The organism is Shimia sp., assembly GCF_965227725.1.
GTDB lineage: Bacteria > Pseudomonadota > Alphaproteobacteria > Rhodobacterales > Rhodobacteraceae > Shimia.
Window position 1 is genome coordinate 337,784 of sequence record NZ_CBDDGH010000003.1, and the last position, 13,430, is coordinate 351,213.

Below are 13,430 nucleotides of genomic sequence, written 5' to 3' on the forward strand. Positions count from 1 at the left end.
AAGCAAAACAAAGGCCCCGCCATGAGCGACACCCCTTCTGATCTCATCTGCGTTGGCGCCATTGGCGGCGCTTACGGCGTGCGCGGCGAAGTCCGCCTCAAAAGCTTCACCGCCGAAGCAGACGCCATCGCCGACTACGCCCCGCTGCTAACTGAAGACGGTGCCTTCGAATTCACCGTCACCATCACCCGCGCCATCAAAAATGGTCTTGCAGCGCGGCTCTCAGGCATTGCCACCAAGGAACAGGCCGATGCGCTCAAAGGCGTGAAACTCTTTGTTCCGCGGGATCGGCTGCCGGAAACCGACGATGATGAATATTACTACACCGATCTGGTCGGGCTTGAGGTGCGCGACACCGGCGGCGCGGCGCTTGGCACGGTGAAAACCGTGGTCAACCACGGCTCGACCGACCTTCTGGAAGTGCTCCGCCCGGGCAGCGCGGAAACCGTGCTCCTGCCCTTCACCCTGGCGGCGGTGCCCACTGTCGACATCGCCTCCGGCCGCATCATTGCCGACCCGCCCGAGGGGCTGTTTGACTGATGAGCGACACCACCAAGAAGCCGAAGTCTCACGGCCGCCTTTCGATCTCTGCTTCGCTCAAGCCGCGCGAGCTGATCACCCACAATCCCCGTCTCGCCGGGGTCTGGACCGCGCGCATCATCACGCTCTTTCCCGATGCCTTCCCCGGCGTTCTGGGCGAAAGCCTGACCGGCAAGGCGCTCAAAGATGGCAAATGGCAGCTGGAAACCACCAATCTGCGCGATTTTGGCCTGACCAAACACCGCAACGTGGATGACACCCCTGCAGGCGGCGGCGCGGGCATGGTGCTGCGCCCCGATGTGCTGGGCAACGCCATTGAGCACACCATGCGCGGCGCGCGCGGCAACTGGCCGCTGGTCTATCTCTCACCACGTGGCCGCCGCTTTGATCAGCGCATGGCGCGCGCGTGGTCAAAGGCCGATGGCGTCACCATGCTCTGCGGCCGGTTTGAAGGCGTGGATCAGCGCGTGCTGGATCACTACAACATCATGGAAGTCAGCCTTGGCGATTTTGTTCTGACCGGCGGTGAGATCGCCGCACAGGCCATGATCGACGCCACCGTGCGCCTTCTACCCTCCGTGCTGGGCAATGCCGACAGCATTGAGGAAGAAAGCCACTCCAACGGCCTTCTGGAACACCCGCAATACACCCGCCCGGCGGAGTGGATGGGCCGCCCGATCCCGGATGTGCTGATGTCCGGCCACCACGGCAACATCGAAAAATGGCGCCGCGAGATGGCAGAACAGATCACTCAAGAGCGCCGGCCGGACATGTGGTCCGCCTATGAGTCGCAAAAGAAAAGCGGTCGGTAAACCTACGCATCGTCCGCGCAAGGACACCAAGTCCTTGCGCCGCGACGCGCGCCATGTTTTCCTCCCGGCATAGAAATTTCATATAGGGATCATGCACATGGCCGCCAAATTTGAGCTTTACACCGACAAAGCCGGAGAATTTCGCTTCCGCCTGAAAGCTGGCAACGGCGAGAACATCCTCGCCTCTGAAGGCTACAAACAGAAAGCCAGCGCCGAAAACGGCATCGAAAGCGTGAAGAAAAATGCAGGCGACGATGACCGCTACGAGCGCAAAGAAACCAGCGCCGGCAAACATATGTTCAACCTCAAGGCCAGCAACGGTCAGGTCATCGGCACCTCGCAAAGCTACACCAGCGCCTCAGGCCGCGACAACGGCATCGAAAGCGTCAAGAAAAACGCCCCCGACGCCGAAGTTGTTGAAGTCGAGTAAGACAACGCCGATATAACTCGTCATACAGCGCGCAAGGGTTCATCCACCGCCAGCCAGATCCAGACCTCCGCCTTAAACCGAGTGATCTTTGTTTAAGGCCCTTTGATTGGCAGAACACCTTGCGCAACTTTCTTCTCAGCCTCACGGCTATCCTCGCTCTTGCGACGCCCATCTGGGGCGAAACGATCACGATCCCGGGTCCTGAAGGCCCATTGGAAGGCGCGCTGATTTCCGCGCCAGATGCCTCCGACATCGTTGTGATCATCCCCGGCTCTGGTCCGATTGATCGAGACGGCAATATGCCGAGCTTCCAATCCAAGACCGACCTCTACAAACAAATCGCCGAAGCGCTCGCTGCAGAGGGGGTCGCTTCCCTGCGCGTGGACAAACGCGGCTTTTTTGGCAGTGATCAGGCGATTGCTGATCCAAACGACGTGACCATTGGCGGCTATGCTGAAGACATGGTCAATTGGGTTGGCCGCGCGCGCCAAGTTGCCCCCTGTGTTTGGCTCGCGGGCCATTCCGAAGGTGGTCTGGTGGCGCTCTACGCAGCACAGACCTCGCCTGAAGGGCTTTGCGGATTGATCCTGATGGCCGCCCCCGGTCGCCCCGTTGGGCAGATCTTGATCGAACAAATGGAGCGCAACCCGGCAAACGCCCCCCTTCTCGACGATGTCAAATCTCTTGTGACCGATCTGGAGCAGGGCAAAACCCGCCCGTTTTCCGAAGTACCACCCGCCCTTCATGCGCTGTTTCGCCCCGGCCTGCAGCGCTATATGACCGATCTGTTCTCGCATGATCCGATCGCGCTTGCCCGCGTCTGGGCAGGCCCCGCTTTGGTGCTGCAAGGGGATCGCGACGCTCAGGTCCAGATGCGCGATGCCGACCTTCTGATCAGCGCTTTGCCAAACGGTGATCGCGTGGATCTGTCTGGTGGCACGCACATTCTGAAAGACGATGTGCCGGGCAACCCTTTCGCCACCTACTCAGATCCCAGCCTGCCACTGCATCCTGATCTGATACCGGCCATTGTCGATTTTCTGAACGCTCAAAAAGAGTAAGCGCGCCACTTGGAGCACCGGCAGGATCACTCATCAAGGCCGCCTCATTTGCAGGGCCAACCGCGGAGCAAAAACATAAAATGCGGTCTGCGCATCCCACAACACAGACCGCACCCTCCCTGGGAGAGTTCAGGGAGCTACGCGCTTGGGGTCATCTTGGCCAGCTCCCCAGCAATGGCCTTGATGACTTTCGCGCGCAGAGGGCCAAGACGACACTCCGCCTGAATGCCGGTGTCTTGGCAAAACGACACAACCGCCCACATGGTGCGTGTGTTAAAAATCCCGGTGGTCGGCCCCACCCGATAGCCCCGCGTCCGCAGCTCTTCCTGCAAAACATGCACAAAGGCGTTTTTGTCGAGCCGCGACACCACATAAAGCGCCCGCTCATAGTCCGCATCAGAAGCCTCTGAAACGATCTGCTGCGCCAAGGGCCGGAAGGCCCGCGCATCATGGGTGTCATAAGCCAGCAACAAGCCTTCCTCTGCCCGCGCACGTCCGCGAAGGGCCGCATGTGCCACCAGCTCGGACCGCAGCGCCAAAGTCTCTGCATCATCCTGCCCGCGCCACAGGCGCAACAACGCTTCGGCGGCCTTTCCTCCGGCCTTGCCGCTGTCCTGCCGCGCAACATCCAGCATCTGCGCCGTCAACAGGTCTGCGTCGACATCAAATTCCGCCCCCTGCTGCATTGCGCTCAACACAACTTTCATCGAGGCCACGTCCCCGGCTTGGGCAAAACGGGTCAACTCCGCGCGCCCAAAGGGCTTGTCGGAGGCTTCGGCAAACCGCCCCAGATAGTGATATTGCGCGCGCAACGCCTGCGCCTTCTCAACGCCAGCCTCTGAGGCCACATTCAGCTGCGTCAGGGCCTCCACAGCCTGACCTTGGGACATCAAAAGCTTTGCATAGCTCGTGCGCACATTATCGCGCCCTGCATTGATTGCGGCCTGATACCACAGCGCCGCCGCATCCGGATCAACCGATGTGCCAATCCCTTTCAGGTGATAATACGCCAGCCGCGCCTGTGCCCGCGCATTGCCATCCTGGGCAAGCGCCTGCATTTCCAGAAACGCCGCAGCGGTGTCTTTTGGCATCTCGGTGCCAAACCGCAGCGCCTCCGCTTTGGCGTAGCGCTCCTTCTCAGTGAGGGCCTGCATCGCAAACACCGATGTGTCTGCCAAAGGGGTCGCGGTCAGTGCTGCAAAAGAGAGTGCAAACAGTAGTCTTCGGGTCATCGTTGCCTCCTGAGAGTTGGGATACCCACAGGAAACAGCAGAACCGCCATTGCCGGACACGCGCAAAAGGATAGTGCTCCCCGCTTTGGAACAGCTTTCCATCCGGATGCCGTGTTCAGAGGCCCTGCCAGCGCACCCAGGTTTCTGGACTGCCCCGAAACACATTCAAATCCACTTCACCCGCAATCCCCGGCACCAGCCCCGTGCCGCTATATTGCCAGAACACCCAGCGCGCGCCGGGATAGGTCTTTTGCGGATGATCCGCGACCGAGCGCAGCCAGAACTCCGTTCCATCCAGCCCGCCAATCCCGGTATCGCGGTAAAAATCCACCGTGGTGTAGACAATCGGCCGCCGCCCATAATGCGCCTCAAGCATCGCGAGGAATTTGCGCGCTTCACGCCTCACGGTCCGCCCGTCGGGGCGCAACCGGCAGGTCCTGGAATGCGGTGTCCACTCCATATCCAGCACATGCGGCAACGGCGCACCGCGCGGCACATTGCGGATGAACCAGCGCGCCTGACTTTCCGCTGAACGACAGAAATAATAGTAGTGATAGGCGCCCCAGGGCACGCCTGCGGCCTGCGCGCCTCTGCGATGGGCATCAAACATAGGGTCTGCCAGATCACCGCCCTCTGTGGCTTTGATAAAGGCAAAGCTCACCCCTGCCCGACGTGCCGCGTGCCAATCCACGGTTTGCTGCCAGCGCGACACATCAATGCCATGCACCGGATGGCGCTCAGGCGGGCGACGGTCCCACTCCACCGGATCGGCATCTCCAAAGGTGGGATAGGTCCTCAGCCGCGCCACCTCGGCGGCGACCCGCGCGTCTTCGGCGGCAGCGGCGTCATTGATGGGTGCCGGGGTCTCATAAGCCGCAGGTGCGCAGCCCAGCAAAGCCCCTGCCAAAATCAGCACACCCACCCAACGCATCATCTAAAACCGCCCACGCCTCAACGCCTTTTGTGTAAGCAGTTAAGCGTTGCGCACAGGCCCCGCACAAGGCACAAGCGGCGCGCGGCATGCAACCGGCAGCTCTTCGCCAGACACGCCGCGCAGCTGCGCCATTGCGCGTGGTGTGGATACGCAATCCACCCTTGCGCCAAAGCCCGATTTCCCCTAAGAACCGCCCGTCCACGGCTCTTACCGAGTCGTTTGGGCGTGCTGTGCAGTGTGCAAACCTCTGCTTTCTTCGGCTTAGGCTACAGGCGCGGCGCAAAAGACAAGAAAAGACGACCTGACCCTCTGGCGGGCGCTGTGCACATGGCGGACCCGGAAGAAGACCAAGAGTTCTGAGGTGCATCAAACCTTTGTGGATATAACCACAAGCATTATAGGAGATGATCCAATGGATCTGATCGCACAGCTCGAAGCGGAGCAGATTGCTGCGCTGGGGAAAGAGATCCCCGATTTCAAAGCCGGTGACACCATCCGTGTTGGCTTTAAAGTGACCGAAGGTTCGCGCACCCGTGTGCAGAACTACGAAGGCGTCTGCATCAGCCGCAAAAACGGCTCCGGCATCGCCGGCTCGTTCACCGTTCGCAAGATTTCCTTTGGCGAAGGCGTGGAACGTGTGTTCCCACTGTACTCCACCAACATCGACAGCATCACCGTTGTGCGTCGTGGTCGTGTACGTCGCGCCAAACTGTACTATCTGCGCGCCCGTCGCGGTAAATCCGCACGTATCGCAGAAGACACCAACTACAAGCCCAAAAAAGCGTAAGGAGTGGTCTCATGAAAAAAGATACCCATCCCGATTACCACTTCATCGACGTGAAAATGACCGACGGCACCATCATCAAGATGCGTTCCACCTGGGGCAAAGAAGGCGACACCATGGCGCTGGACGTAGACCCATCCGTGCACCCGGCATGGAACGGTGGCTCCACCCGTCTTATGGATGCCGGTGGCCGCGTGTCCAAATTCAAAAAGAAATACGAAGGTCTGGGCTTCTAAGCTTAGCAACCAACGTTTCAGAAAACGCCGCCTCCCTCGGGGCGGCGTTTTTTGTTGTGCAGATCTCCGCTCCCACAGAGCTGTGAAGATCGCGCTCTTGCCTTTGCCCGCACGCCGCTCTAAAAGCCGCGCGCACCGGTCGCAGCCTACCCGGTACATCAAAACAAGGGTTACAAACATGAAAACTACTGTTGTCTGCTCCGGCGGACTGGACTCCGTGTCTTTGGCTCACATTGTGGCAGCCGAAGGCAATCTCTCCCGACTGGTCTCCTTTGATTACGGCCAACGCCACCGCAAAGAGCTCGATTCTGCGGCGGCCTGCGCAGAGCGCCTTGGGGTGCCCCATCACATCATTGATCTGCGCGCGGTTGGCGCCGCCCTCACCGGCTCTGCCCTGACCGAAGCGGATGTGGATGTGCCCGATGGGCATTATGCTGAGGAAACCATGCGCATCACCGTGGTGCCCAACCGCAACGCCATCATGCTGACCATCGCCTATGGCATCGCTGCGGCCAATGGCGACAGCCGCGTGGCCACCGCTGTGCATGGCGGGGATCACTTCATCTATCCCGATTGCCGCCCCGGCTTCACCGAGGCTTTTGACACCATGCAACAGGCCGCGCTGGAGGGCTATGCCGACGTGCGCCTGCACACCCCGTTTGTGCATCGCAGCAAAGCCGACATCGTCACCGATGGGGCCGCCGCCAACACGCCTTTTGCGCTGACATGGTCCTGCTACAAAGGCGGCGCACATCACTGTGGCCGCTGCGGCACCTGCGTCGAGCGGCGCGAGGCCTTTGACCTTGCGGGCGTTCCCGATCCCACACCCTATGAGGATCCGGATTTCTGGCGCACCGCCGTGGCCGAGCGGGAGGCAAGCTGATGTTTCGCATCTCCAAAGAGTTTCACTTCTCCGCCTCCCATCAGCTGGCCCATCTGCCCGACGATCACCAATGCGCGCGCCTGCATGGCCACAACTACATCGTTGTGGTCGAACTTGCCGCCGCTGAACTGAACTCTGACGGCTTTGTGCGGGATTATCACGAGCTCAAACCGCTCAAATCCTACATCGACGACCACTTCGATCACCGCCACCTCAACGAGCTGCTCAACGTGCCCTCAACGGCGGAAAACCTCGCCAAGCATTTCTATGACTGGTGCAAGGCCCGCTGGGACGAGGTCACCATGGTCAAAGTCTCAGAAACCCCCAAGACCTGGGCCGAGTACCGCCCATGACCCTGCGTGTTGTTGAGATTTTTGGCCCCACCATTCAGGGCGAAGGCGCGCTGATTGGCGAGCCCACGGTCTTTGTACGCACCGGCGGCTGCGATTATCGCTGCTCATGGTGTGACAGCCTGCATGCGGTCGACAGTGCCAACCGCCATGACTGGAAACCCATGAGCGCCGAGGCGGTCATGGAGGACATCAAACGCCTTTCCGGCAATCGCCCCCTCACGGTGTCCCTCTCTGGCGGCAACCCCGCCATCCATGATTTCGCCCCGCTGATCGCGCTTGGCAAATCCCAAGGCTACCGCTTTGCCTGCGAAACACAGGGCTCGATTGCCAAACCCTGGTTTGCGGATCTGGACACGCTGGTGCTCAGCCCCAAGCCGCCCTCCAGCGGCGAAACTGTGGATTGGGCCGCTTTTGACAGCTGCCTCTATGCGGCTGGCACCACGGCGGATGTGGCAATCAAGATCGTGATCTTTGATGACGAGGATTTCCTCTGGGCACAAAAGGCCCATGCCCGCTTCCCCGATCTGCCGCTCTATCTGCAGCCCGGCAACCCGATGGTGGATCCGGAGAAACCTGTGGATCTGGCGCAAACCACCTCCCGGCTGGAATGGCTGATCGACAAGGTTGTCGCCTCCAGCTGGTTCGCCCCGCGCGTGCTGCCACAGCTGCATGTGCTGGTCTGGGGCAACAAACGCGGCGTTTGAAACGCCTCTCGGGCCCATGGCCCATAGTTGGAGAACAAAGATGAGCGAAGACATCTACAGCAATCTGAAACAACTCGGCGGTGCCACCGTCATGCCCACCAGCCCGGAAGAGGCCGAGCTGGAGCGTGTGGAAAACCCGCAGGCCGATGTGGCCTATAACGTGCGCTTCACCGCGCCCGAATTCACCTCCCTCTGCCCGATGACCGGCCAGCCCGATTTTGCCCATCTGGTGATCGACTATGTGCCCGGCAAATGGCTGGTGGAAAGCAAATCCCTGAAGCTCTTCCTGGGATCTTTCCGCAACCACGGCGCGTTTCACGAGGATTGCACCGTATCCATCGCCCGCCGTCTGGCCGACTTTCTGGAGCCCCAATGGCTGCGCATCGGCGGCTACTGGTATCCACGCGGCGGCATTCCAATTGATGTGTTCTGGCAGACCGGCGCCATGCCCGAAGGTGTCTGGATCCCGGATCAAGGCGTGCCGCCTTACCGCGGCCGCGGCTAAGAAAACGCAGCGCATCGGCCACCTGCATCCTGTGCAGGTCGATGCGCCCATCCTTAGAACGGCCCAAACCGCCGATCAAAACCGCTCAATGTCTTAGCTCAGATAAGTCTCAAACCACGCCACCGTGCGCTCCCAGGCCAGCTTGGCCTGCGCCTCGTCATATCGGGGCGTGCTGTCGTTGTGAAAGCCGTGGTTTGCACCCTCATAGATATAAGCCTCATAAACCTTGTCATTGGCCTTCAGCGCCGCTTCAAAGGCTGGCCACCCTACATTGATGCGCTCATCTAGTTCGCCCATCTGAACCAGCAGCGGGGCCTGAATTTTTGCCACGTCTTCCGCCGCAGGTTGCCGCCCGTAAAACGGCACGCCCGCCGCCAGCTCCGGATAGGCCACCGCAATCGCGCTCACCACGCCACCGCCATAACAAAAGCCCACCGCGCCCACTTTGCCGGTGCTGTCTTCGCGTCCCAGAAGATGCTCAAACCCGGCAAAGAAGTCATTCATCAACTCGGCACGGTCCACCGTCCGCTGCAGTTCACGCCCATCCGCATCATTGCCCGGATAGCCGCCAACCGAGGTCAACCCATCCGGCGCAAGCGCCATAAAGCCCGCCTTGGCCAGCCGTCGCGCCACATCTTCGATATAGGGGTTCAGCCCCCGGTTCTCATGGATCACCAGCACCGCAGGCAGCGGTCCCTCCACGCCGGACGGGCGCACCAGATAGCCGCGCACATCGCCTGTCCCGTTTGGGGAGGGATACATGATGTAGTCCGCATGGATGTCCGGATCATTGAAAGACACCTGCTGCGCCATGGCGTAATCCGGGCTGAGCATATTCAGCAGCGCCGCCGCGGTCACAGTGCCAACCGCAAATTTCCCCGCACGGTCGAGAAACTCCCGTTTGGTGATTTTGCCGTGGGCGTAGAAATCATAGAGATCCAAAAGTTCCTGATCAAAGTCCTTTGCGGTCATGCGTGTCATCGCAACATTCCTCCCAAATACACGTCAAAACACTACCCAAGTCACATTGGGCGTAAGCTTACCACACACGGAGATTTTTGCGCAGCGGCGGCAGAGGACACGCCCCCGCCGCCCTTAACCTCAGCCGTTCCACAGCTCTGTATCAGGATGGAACTGTGACCAGGCAAACCAGAAGGCCTGATGGCTGCCGAGATCAGCCCCGCTTGCGTCCACGGCCTTGATCCCGCCAGCATCAAGCGCCAGCCGCACGTTCTCCACCGCAACCTCTTTGCCCGCATTGAGCGCCACAAAGGCCGCACTGCGCTGGAAGGCCACCGGTTTGCCCGAGGCGGTGACAATCCCGATCACATCTTCATGCACCGGCAAACGCGGGTCGACATCGCCCACCGGAAAGATCGGCCCATTGGCATCGCGCCCATTGCGGAAATCAAAGTCCCGACCCAGCGCCAGATCTTCCACCAGCACGGTGGTCTCCGGATGCGCCGCCTTCCACGCGCCCCAGCTGGTGGTCACCACACTGGCCTGTTTCAGCTGAATGCCTCGTTTGGCCAGCGGGCCAGTCACGGCCTTGCCCAGAAACGTGTCAAACACCGAGTTGCTGGTGATGTCATACATCACCTTGTTGGAGCGAATGAGCAGCCCCGAGGTCCGCAGCACCGGGCGCTCCACGCCCAGAGGCATCTGATCGGTGAAATAGGCCTGTGCCGCGCCACAAAGGGTGCAATAAGGAATGCCCAGATCACGCCCACCCAGCGTGTCATTCACCATTTCGCGCACTTCCATGATGCGGCGCGGATAGGCGCGGTACTCGCCATTCACCTCCACACCAAAGACCACAGCGTCATCTGACAACCATGTGGCCTCCTCTGCGCTGCTGACCTCCGGATTGTCCGCTGCTGGGATGCAGTTGCAGGGATCATCCGTGGTGTCAAAGGGACGATCATCAATCAGCACCCCGCCCCAGGACACATGCCGCCAGTCGATATCGCCTTTGACAAAAATCCGGTCCCAGCCGGGCACGATATTGGTGAAAATCGCCCGTTTGGCCTCCAGATAATCCGGCGGCGCAGGAATATCCCAGGCAATCAGGTGATCCGTCACAATGCCCCAGTGGTTGTGGTTTGGCAGGTCTTTACCCAGCAGCGTGCCCGCCGCACCACTCAGCACAGAGGTGAACTCCGGCCCCGTGGCAAAGCGCATCAGATCACTGATGATCCACACCAGTCGCGGGTCTTTGGACTCAGCAATCACATCCAGCGCAATGGTCTGATCGCGCCCCCAGCCGCCTTGTGTCATGCTGTCGACAAAGGCCACCTTCACGGCCTCCTCCACCTCTTTGGAGAGCGGCCCTTGCGGGATCGCAGGCGGCGCGCCGAACTCGGCAATCACATAATCCGGCAGCTTATCCGCCGCCTGAACCTCTGCTGCTCCCAGCATGCTCGCCGCCACTGCCACGCCCATTGCGGCCCGCAGCACCGACCTGCGCATGTTGCCCAAGACCTGAAACCCCACCTTCGCCATGAATGATCCTTCCCGCGCCGGGCCTGTCCGCCCACGCTCTGTGAAACCCCGATAGCCACGCCGAAGCCCTTCTCCGCACGCGCGCCATTTGGCTCCACAGTCGTCGCAAACGCTTGCGACGGCCAATCACGTTTGCATCAAGCTCTGGTGATCAGAGCCTAGCCAGCCTTACGCGGCGGCCAGCGCGCCCGGCCCCCGCCGCGCCCGGATCAGGATCAATCCCATGATCGCGATATTGAGCGCATTCCACGCGATGCCATTCACAAAGGCCAGCTCATAGCTGCCGCTCACGTCATAGATCCAACCTGACATCCAGCCGCCCAGCGCCATGCCCATGATGGTTGCCATCATGACAAAGCCAACCCGCGTGCCCGCTTCCCGCGCAGGCATATATTCCCGCACCACCAGCGCATAGGCGGGCACAATCCCGCCCTGCGCCAACCCAAAGGCCGCGCTGACCAGATAGAGCGAGACCAATCCGTCAAACGGCAGAAACAGGAACAGCGCACCACATTGCAGGATCGACCCGATCAGCAAGGTCCAGACCCCGCCGAGCTTGTCGGCCACAAGGCCACTCACAAGGCGGGACACAACGCCGCCCAACAGCATGAGTGAGAGCATCTCCGCGCCCACCGCAGGCCCAAAGCCCAGATCCACACAGAAGCTCACGATATGCACCTGCGGCATGCTCATCGCCACGCAACAGCCGATCCCGGCCAATCCAAGAACCCACATCAGCGGCGCTGGTTTCATCGGCGCACCGGCCTGCCGTGCGACGGCTGCGTTCTCCTGCGCCGTCAGCGCGTCCTGCGGCACTTTGGGGCGCAGCAGCAAGGCCAGCGGCACAACCGCCACCAAGGTCAGCGCTGCCAGCACCAGAAACACCGCACGCCAGCCGTGATCGCTCAGCACGCCTGACAGCAGCACTGGCCAGATCGCACCGGAAAGGTAGTTCCCGCTGGCCGCAATCGCCACAGCGATCCCCCGCCGCCGCTGAAACCACAGCGACACATCCGCAATCAGCGGCCCAAAACCCACCGCCGTGCCAAACCCAAGAAAGAAATGCACCAGCGACAGCATCAGAACAGAGCCGCTCGCCGCCGCCAGCCCATAGCTCACCGCGCTCAGCACCGCCGCCCCAATCAGCGCGCGGGTCACGCCCCAGCGGTCCACCGCCTGTCCGATGGCAAAATTGCCAATCGCAAAACCAATCATGGTCAGCACATAGGGCAGCGACGCCTCCGCCCGGTCGATGCCAAACTCCGCCTGCACCGCAGGCATCACCACAATCACCGCCCACATGCCGACATTGGCAAACACACCAATCAGCAAGGTGATGGCGAGGCGCGTCCAGCTATAGCGGCTATCAAGAACGGGATGGTCAGTCATGGGGGCACGCTAGGCTTTGCCGCCGCGCCTGTATAGGGCCAGAGTGCCCGCGCAGGCTACGCCACCCCAGAGCGCATTTTGTGAATTGGCGGCTTCATGGCATTCTTGGATCATTTGAAAAGGAATTTGATCCATGGCTTTGTTTTTCTCTCGCCGTGCCTATCACGCGAAAACCCAGAAATTCACCAACAACCCCGCCAGCGTCACCCGCTATGTGGCGGTCAGTCAGACCAATCCTGACGGCACCATCCACAAAGGCGCCGCCATCCCGCAGGCCGATTGGCTCGACCGCGTCAAACAGGCGGGCGGCGGCAATGAAGTGCTGATCTATGTACACGGGTTCAACACCTCCCAAACCGATATGCTGCGACGGCTCAAAAAGATCGAAGACGGCGTCCGCGCCCAAGGCTTCACCGGGGCCGTCATCGCTTATGACTGGCCCAGCGACGGTACGGTCTTGGCCTATAACACCGACCGCACCGACGCCAAAAAGACCGCGCCTTATCTTGTGTGTGACGGCATCGTCCCGCTCCTGAACATGACGCCGCGCCCCAAAGTGCATCTGATCGCCCACTCCATGGGGGCCTTGGTAGTGCTGCGCGGCTTTGCTGGAGTTGGCGATTCCGCAAGCGCTGGCGCGCGCAATTGGAAGGTCGATGAAGTCACCTTCTGCGCGGCGGATGTGAATGCCGACTGGCTGGAAAGAGGCGCTTGGGGCGCACTGGTGCTTGACCGCCGCGCCGCCCGTTTCACCAATTACTACAGCGGCCGAGACGAGGTGCTGGCCTTTGCCGGCGGCCTGATCAACGGCGGCCGAGAGCGCGCCGGGCATATGGGCATCTCAGAGCCGATCACCAAAGGCCAGTGGGACATCTACTGCAACGAACAATACAAACGCGACGTGCCCGACAATGAGAAAACCCAAGTCTATTCCCACCGCTGGTGGTTTGATAACGACGGCTTTTACAAAGACCTCGCGCTCACCATAGACGGGGCTGACGCGCAAACTATGGCCACGCGTCGCCCCACAAATGAGGCGGATCTTGCCTTGCTGACCTGAGCCGG

16 protein-coding genes are annotated in these 13,430 nt (G+C 60.8%); 11 read left to right on the plus strand and 5 right to left on the minus strand.

The window, feature by feature from the left end:
* Positions 1-21: 21 nt before the first annotated feature.
* From rimM to ACO07T_RS07410, 4 genes are all read left to right on the plus strand, one after another.
* Positions 22-540: a ribosome maturation factor RimM gene (gene rimM, locus ACO07T_RS07395; protein WP_209064126.1), complete on the plus strand. Its 519-nt coding sequence runs from the start codon at positions 22-24 to the stop codon at positions 538-540.
* Positions 540-1,352: a tRNA (guanosine(37)-N1)-methyltransferase TrmD gene (trmD, locus tag ACO07T_RS07400; RefSeq protein ID WP_422048855.1), complete on the plus strand. Its 813-nt coding sequence runs from the start codon at positions 540-542 to the stop codon at positions 1,350-1,352. The genes rimM and trmD overlap by 1 nt, the downstream gene beginning before the upstream one ends.
* 97 nt (positions 1,353-1,449) lie before the next feature.
* Positions 1,450-1,782 carry a YegP family protein gene (locus ACO07T_RS07405; RefSeq protein WP_422048856.1) on the plus strand — a complete coding sequence of 111 codons (333 nt, stop codon included), beginning with the start codon at positions 1,450-1,452 and terminating at the stop codon, positions 1,780-1,782.
* Between the two features lie 119 nt (positions 1,783-1,901).
* Positions 1,902-2,843, plus strand: a complete 942-nt coding sequence (locus ACO07T_RS07410) for an alpha/beta hydrolase (RefSeq protein ID WP_422048857.1) — start codon at positions 1,902-1,904, stop codon at positions 2,841-2,843.
* Positions 2,844-2,980: 137 nt separating this feature from the next.
* Here ACO07T_RS07410 and ACO07T_RS07415 read toward each other — a convergent pair whose 3' ends face one another.
* Together ACO07T_RS07415 and ACO07T_RS07420 are read right to left on the minus strand one after the other, a co-directional pair.
* Entirely contained in the window at positions 2,981-4,075 is a 1,095-nt protein-coding gene (locus ACO07T_RS07415; RefSeq protein ID WP_422048858.1) for a peptidoglycan-binding protein, read from the minus strand.
* Positions 4,076-4,190: 115 nt separating this feature from the next.
* Positions 4,191-5,009 carry a glycoside hydrolase family 25 protein gene (locus ACO07T_RS07420; protein ID WP_422048859.1) on the minus strand — a complete coding sequence of 273 codons (819 nt, stop codon included), beginning with the start codon at positions 5,007-5,009 and terminating at the stop codon, positions 4,191-4,193.
* Between the two features lie 412 nt (positions 5,010-5,421).
* On the opposite strand from ACO07T_RS07420, the gene rplS reads away from it, so the two are divergent.
* From rplS to queF, 6 genes are all read left to right on the plus strand, one after another.
* Positions 5,422-5,796, plus strand: coding sequence for a 50S ribosomal protein L19 (gene rplS, locus ACO07T_RS07425; protein ID WP_209064113.1), 375 nt, complete (start codon positions 5,422-5,424; stop codon positions 5,794-5,796).
* Positions 5,797-5,807: 11 nt separating this feature from the next.
* Positions 5,808-6,029, plus strand: a complete 222-nt coding sequence (rpmE, locus tag ACO07T_RS07430) for a 50S ribosomal protein L31 (protein ID WP_058239645.1) — start codon at positions 5,808-5,810, stop codon at positions 6,027-6,029.
* 178 nt (positions 6,030-6,207) lie between these two features.
* Positions 6,208-6,912, plus strand: coding sequence for a 7-cyano-7-deazaguanine synthase QueC (gene queC, locus ACO07T_RS07435; protein ID WP_422048860.1), 705 nt, complete (start codon positions 6,208-6,210; stop codon positions 6,910-6,912).
* Entirely contained in the window at positions 6,912-7,265 is a 354-nt protein-coding gene (queD, locus tag ACO07T_RS07440; RefSeq protein WP_422048861.1) for a 6-carboxytetrahydropterin synthase QueD, read from the plus strand. Before queC ends, queD begins: the two co-directional genes overlap by 1 nt.
* Complete coding sequence (gene queE / locus ACO07T_RS07445; protein ID WP_422048862.1) at positions 7,262-7,969, plus strand: 7-carboxy-7-deazaguanine synthase QueE; 708 nt, start codon at positions 7,262-7,264, stop codon at positions 7,967-7,969. The genes queD and queE overlap by 4 nt, the downstream gene beginning before the upstream one ends.
* A 40-nt stretch (positions 7,970-8,009) precedes the next feature.
* The gene (queF, locus tag ACO07T_RS07450; protein ID WP_209064104.1) at positions 8,010-8,474 is read left to right on the plus strand and encodes a preQ(1) synthase; all 465 of its coding nucleotides are present in this window, start codon (positions 8,010-8,012) and stop codon (positions 8,472-8,474) included.
* 93 nt (positions 8,475-8,567) lie between these two features.
* Here the strand turns inward: queF and yghX are convergent, their stop codons facing one another.
* From yghX to ACO07T_RS07465, 3 genes are all read right to left on the minus strand, one after another.
* Entirely contained in the window at positions 8,568-9,455 is an 888-nt protein-coding gene (gene yghX / locus ACO07T_RS07455; RefSeq protein ID WP_422048863.1) for a YghX family hydrolase, read from the minus strand.
* 120 nt (positions 9,456-9,575) lie between these two features.
* Entirely contained in the window at positions 9,576-10,976 is a 1,401-nt protein-coding gene (locus ACO07T_RS07460) for a DUF3179 domain-containing (seleno)protein (protein WP_422048864.1), read from the minus strand.
* 168 nt (positions 10,977-11,144) lie between these two features.
* Positions 11,145-12,365 carry an MFS transporter gene (locus tag ACO07T_RS07465; RefSeq protein WP_422048865.1) on the minus strand — a complete coding sequence of 407 codons (1,221 nt, stop codon included), beginning with the start codon at positions 12,363-12,365 and terminating at the stop codon, positions 11,145-11,147.
* Positions 12,366-12,498: 133 nt separating this feature from the next.
* On the opposite strand from ACO07T_RS07465, the gene ACO07T_RS07470 reads away from it, so the two are divergent.
* Complete coding sequence (locus tag ACO07T_RS07470) at positions 12,499-13,425, plus strand: alpha/beta fold hydrolase (protein ID WP_422048867.1); 927 nt, start codon at positions 12,499-12,501, stop codon at positions 13,423-13,425.
* The last annotated feature ends 5 nt before the right edge of the window (positions 13,426-13,430 follow it).

What these genes read in the sequence shown, in the direction of transcription:
- rimM (WP_209064126.1), top strand. Translation starts at nt 22, where the DNA reads ATGAGCGACACCCCTTCTGATCTCATCTGCGTTGGCGCCATTGGCGGC.
- trmD (WP_422048855.1), top strand. Translation starts at nt 540, where the DNA reads ATGAGCGACACCACCAAGAAGCCGAAGTCTCACGGCCGCCTTTCGATC.
- ACO07T_RS07405 (WP_422048856.1), top strand. Translation starts at nt 1,450, where the DNA reads ATGGCCGCCAAATTTGAGCTTTACACCGACAAAGCCGGAGAATTTCGC.
- ACO07T_RS07415 (WP_422048858.1), bottom strand. Translation starts at nt 4,075, where the DNA reads ATGACCCGAAGACTACTGTTTGCACTCTCTTTTGCAGCACTGACCGCG.
- ACO07T_RS07420 (WP_422048859.1), bottom strand. Translation starts at nt 5,009, where the DNA reads ATGATGCGTTGGGTGGGTGTGCTGATTTTGGCAGGGGCTTTGCTGGGC.
- rplS (WP_209064113.1), top strand. Translation starts at nt 5,422, where the DNA reads ATGGATCTGATCGCACAGCTCGAAGCGGAGCAGATTGCTGCGCTGGGG.
- rpmE (WP_058239645.1), top strand. Translation starts at nt 5,808, where the DNA reads ATGAAAAAAGATACCCATCCCGATTACCACTTCATCGACGTGAAAATG.
- queC (WP_422048860.1), top strand. Translation starts at nt 6,208, where the DNA reads ATGAAAACTACTGTTGTCTGCTCCGGCGGACTGGACTCCGTGTCTTTG.
- queD (WP_422048861.1), top strand. Translation starts at nt 6,912, where the DNA reads ATGTTTCGCATCTCCAAAGAGTTTCACTTCTCCGCCTCCCATCAGCTG.
- queE (WP_422048862.1), top strand. Translation starts at nt 7,262, where the DNA reads ATGACCCTGCGTGTTGTTGAGATTTTTGGCCCCACCATTCAGGGCGAA.
- queF (WP_209064104.1), top strand. Translation starts at nt 8,010, where the DNA reads ATGAGCGAAGACATCTACAGCAATCTGAAACAACTCGGCGGTGCCACC.
- yghX (WP_422048863.1), bottom strand. Translation starts at nt 9,455, where the DNA reads ATGACACGCATGACCGCAAAGGACTTTGATCAGGAACTTTTGGATCTC.
- ACO07T_RS07460 (WP_422048864.1), bottom strand. Translation starts at nt 10,976, where the DNA reads ATGGCGAAGGTGGGGTTTCAGGTCTTGGGCAACATGCGCAGGTCGGTG.
- ACO07T_RS07465 (WP_422048865.1), bottom strand. Translation starts at nt 12,365, where the DNA reads ATGACTGACCATCCCGTTCTTGATAGCCGCTATAGCTGGACGCGCCTC.
- ACO07T_RS07470 (WP_422048867.1), top strand. Translation starts at nt 12,499, where the DNA reads ATGGCTTTGTTTTTCTCTCGCCGTGCCTATCACGCGAAAACCCAGAAA.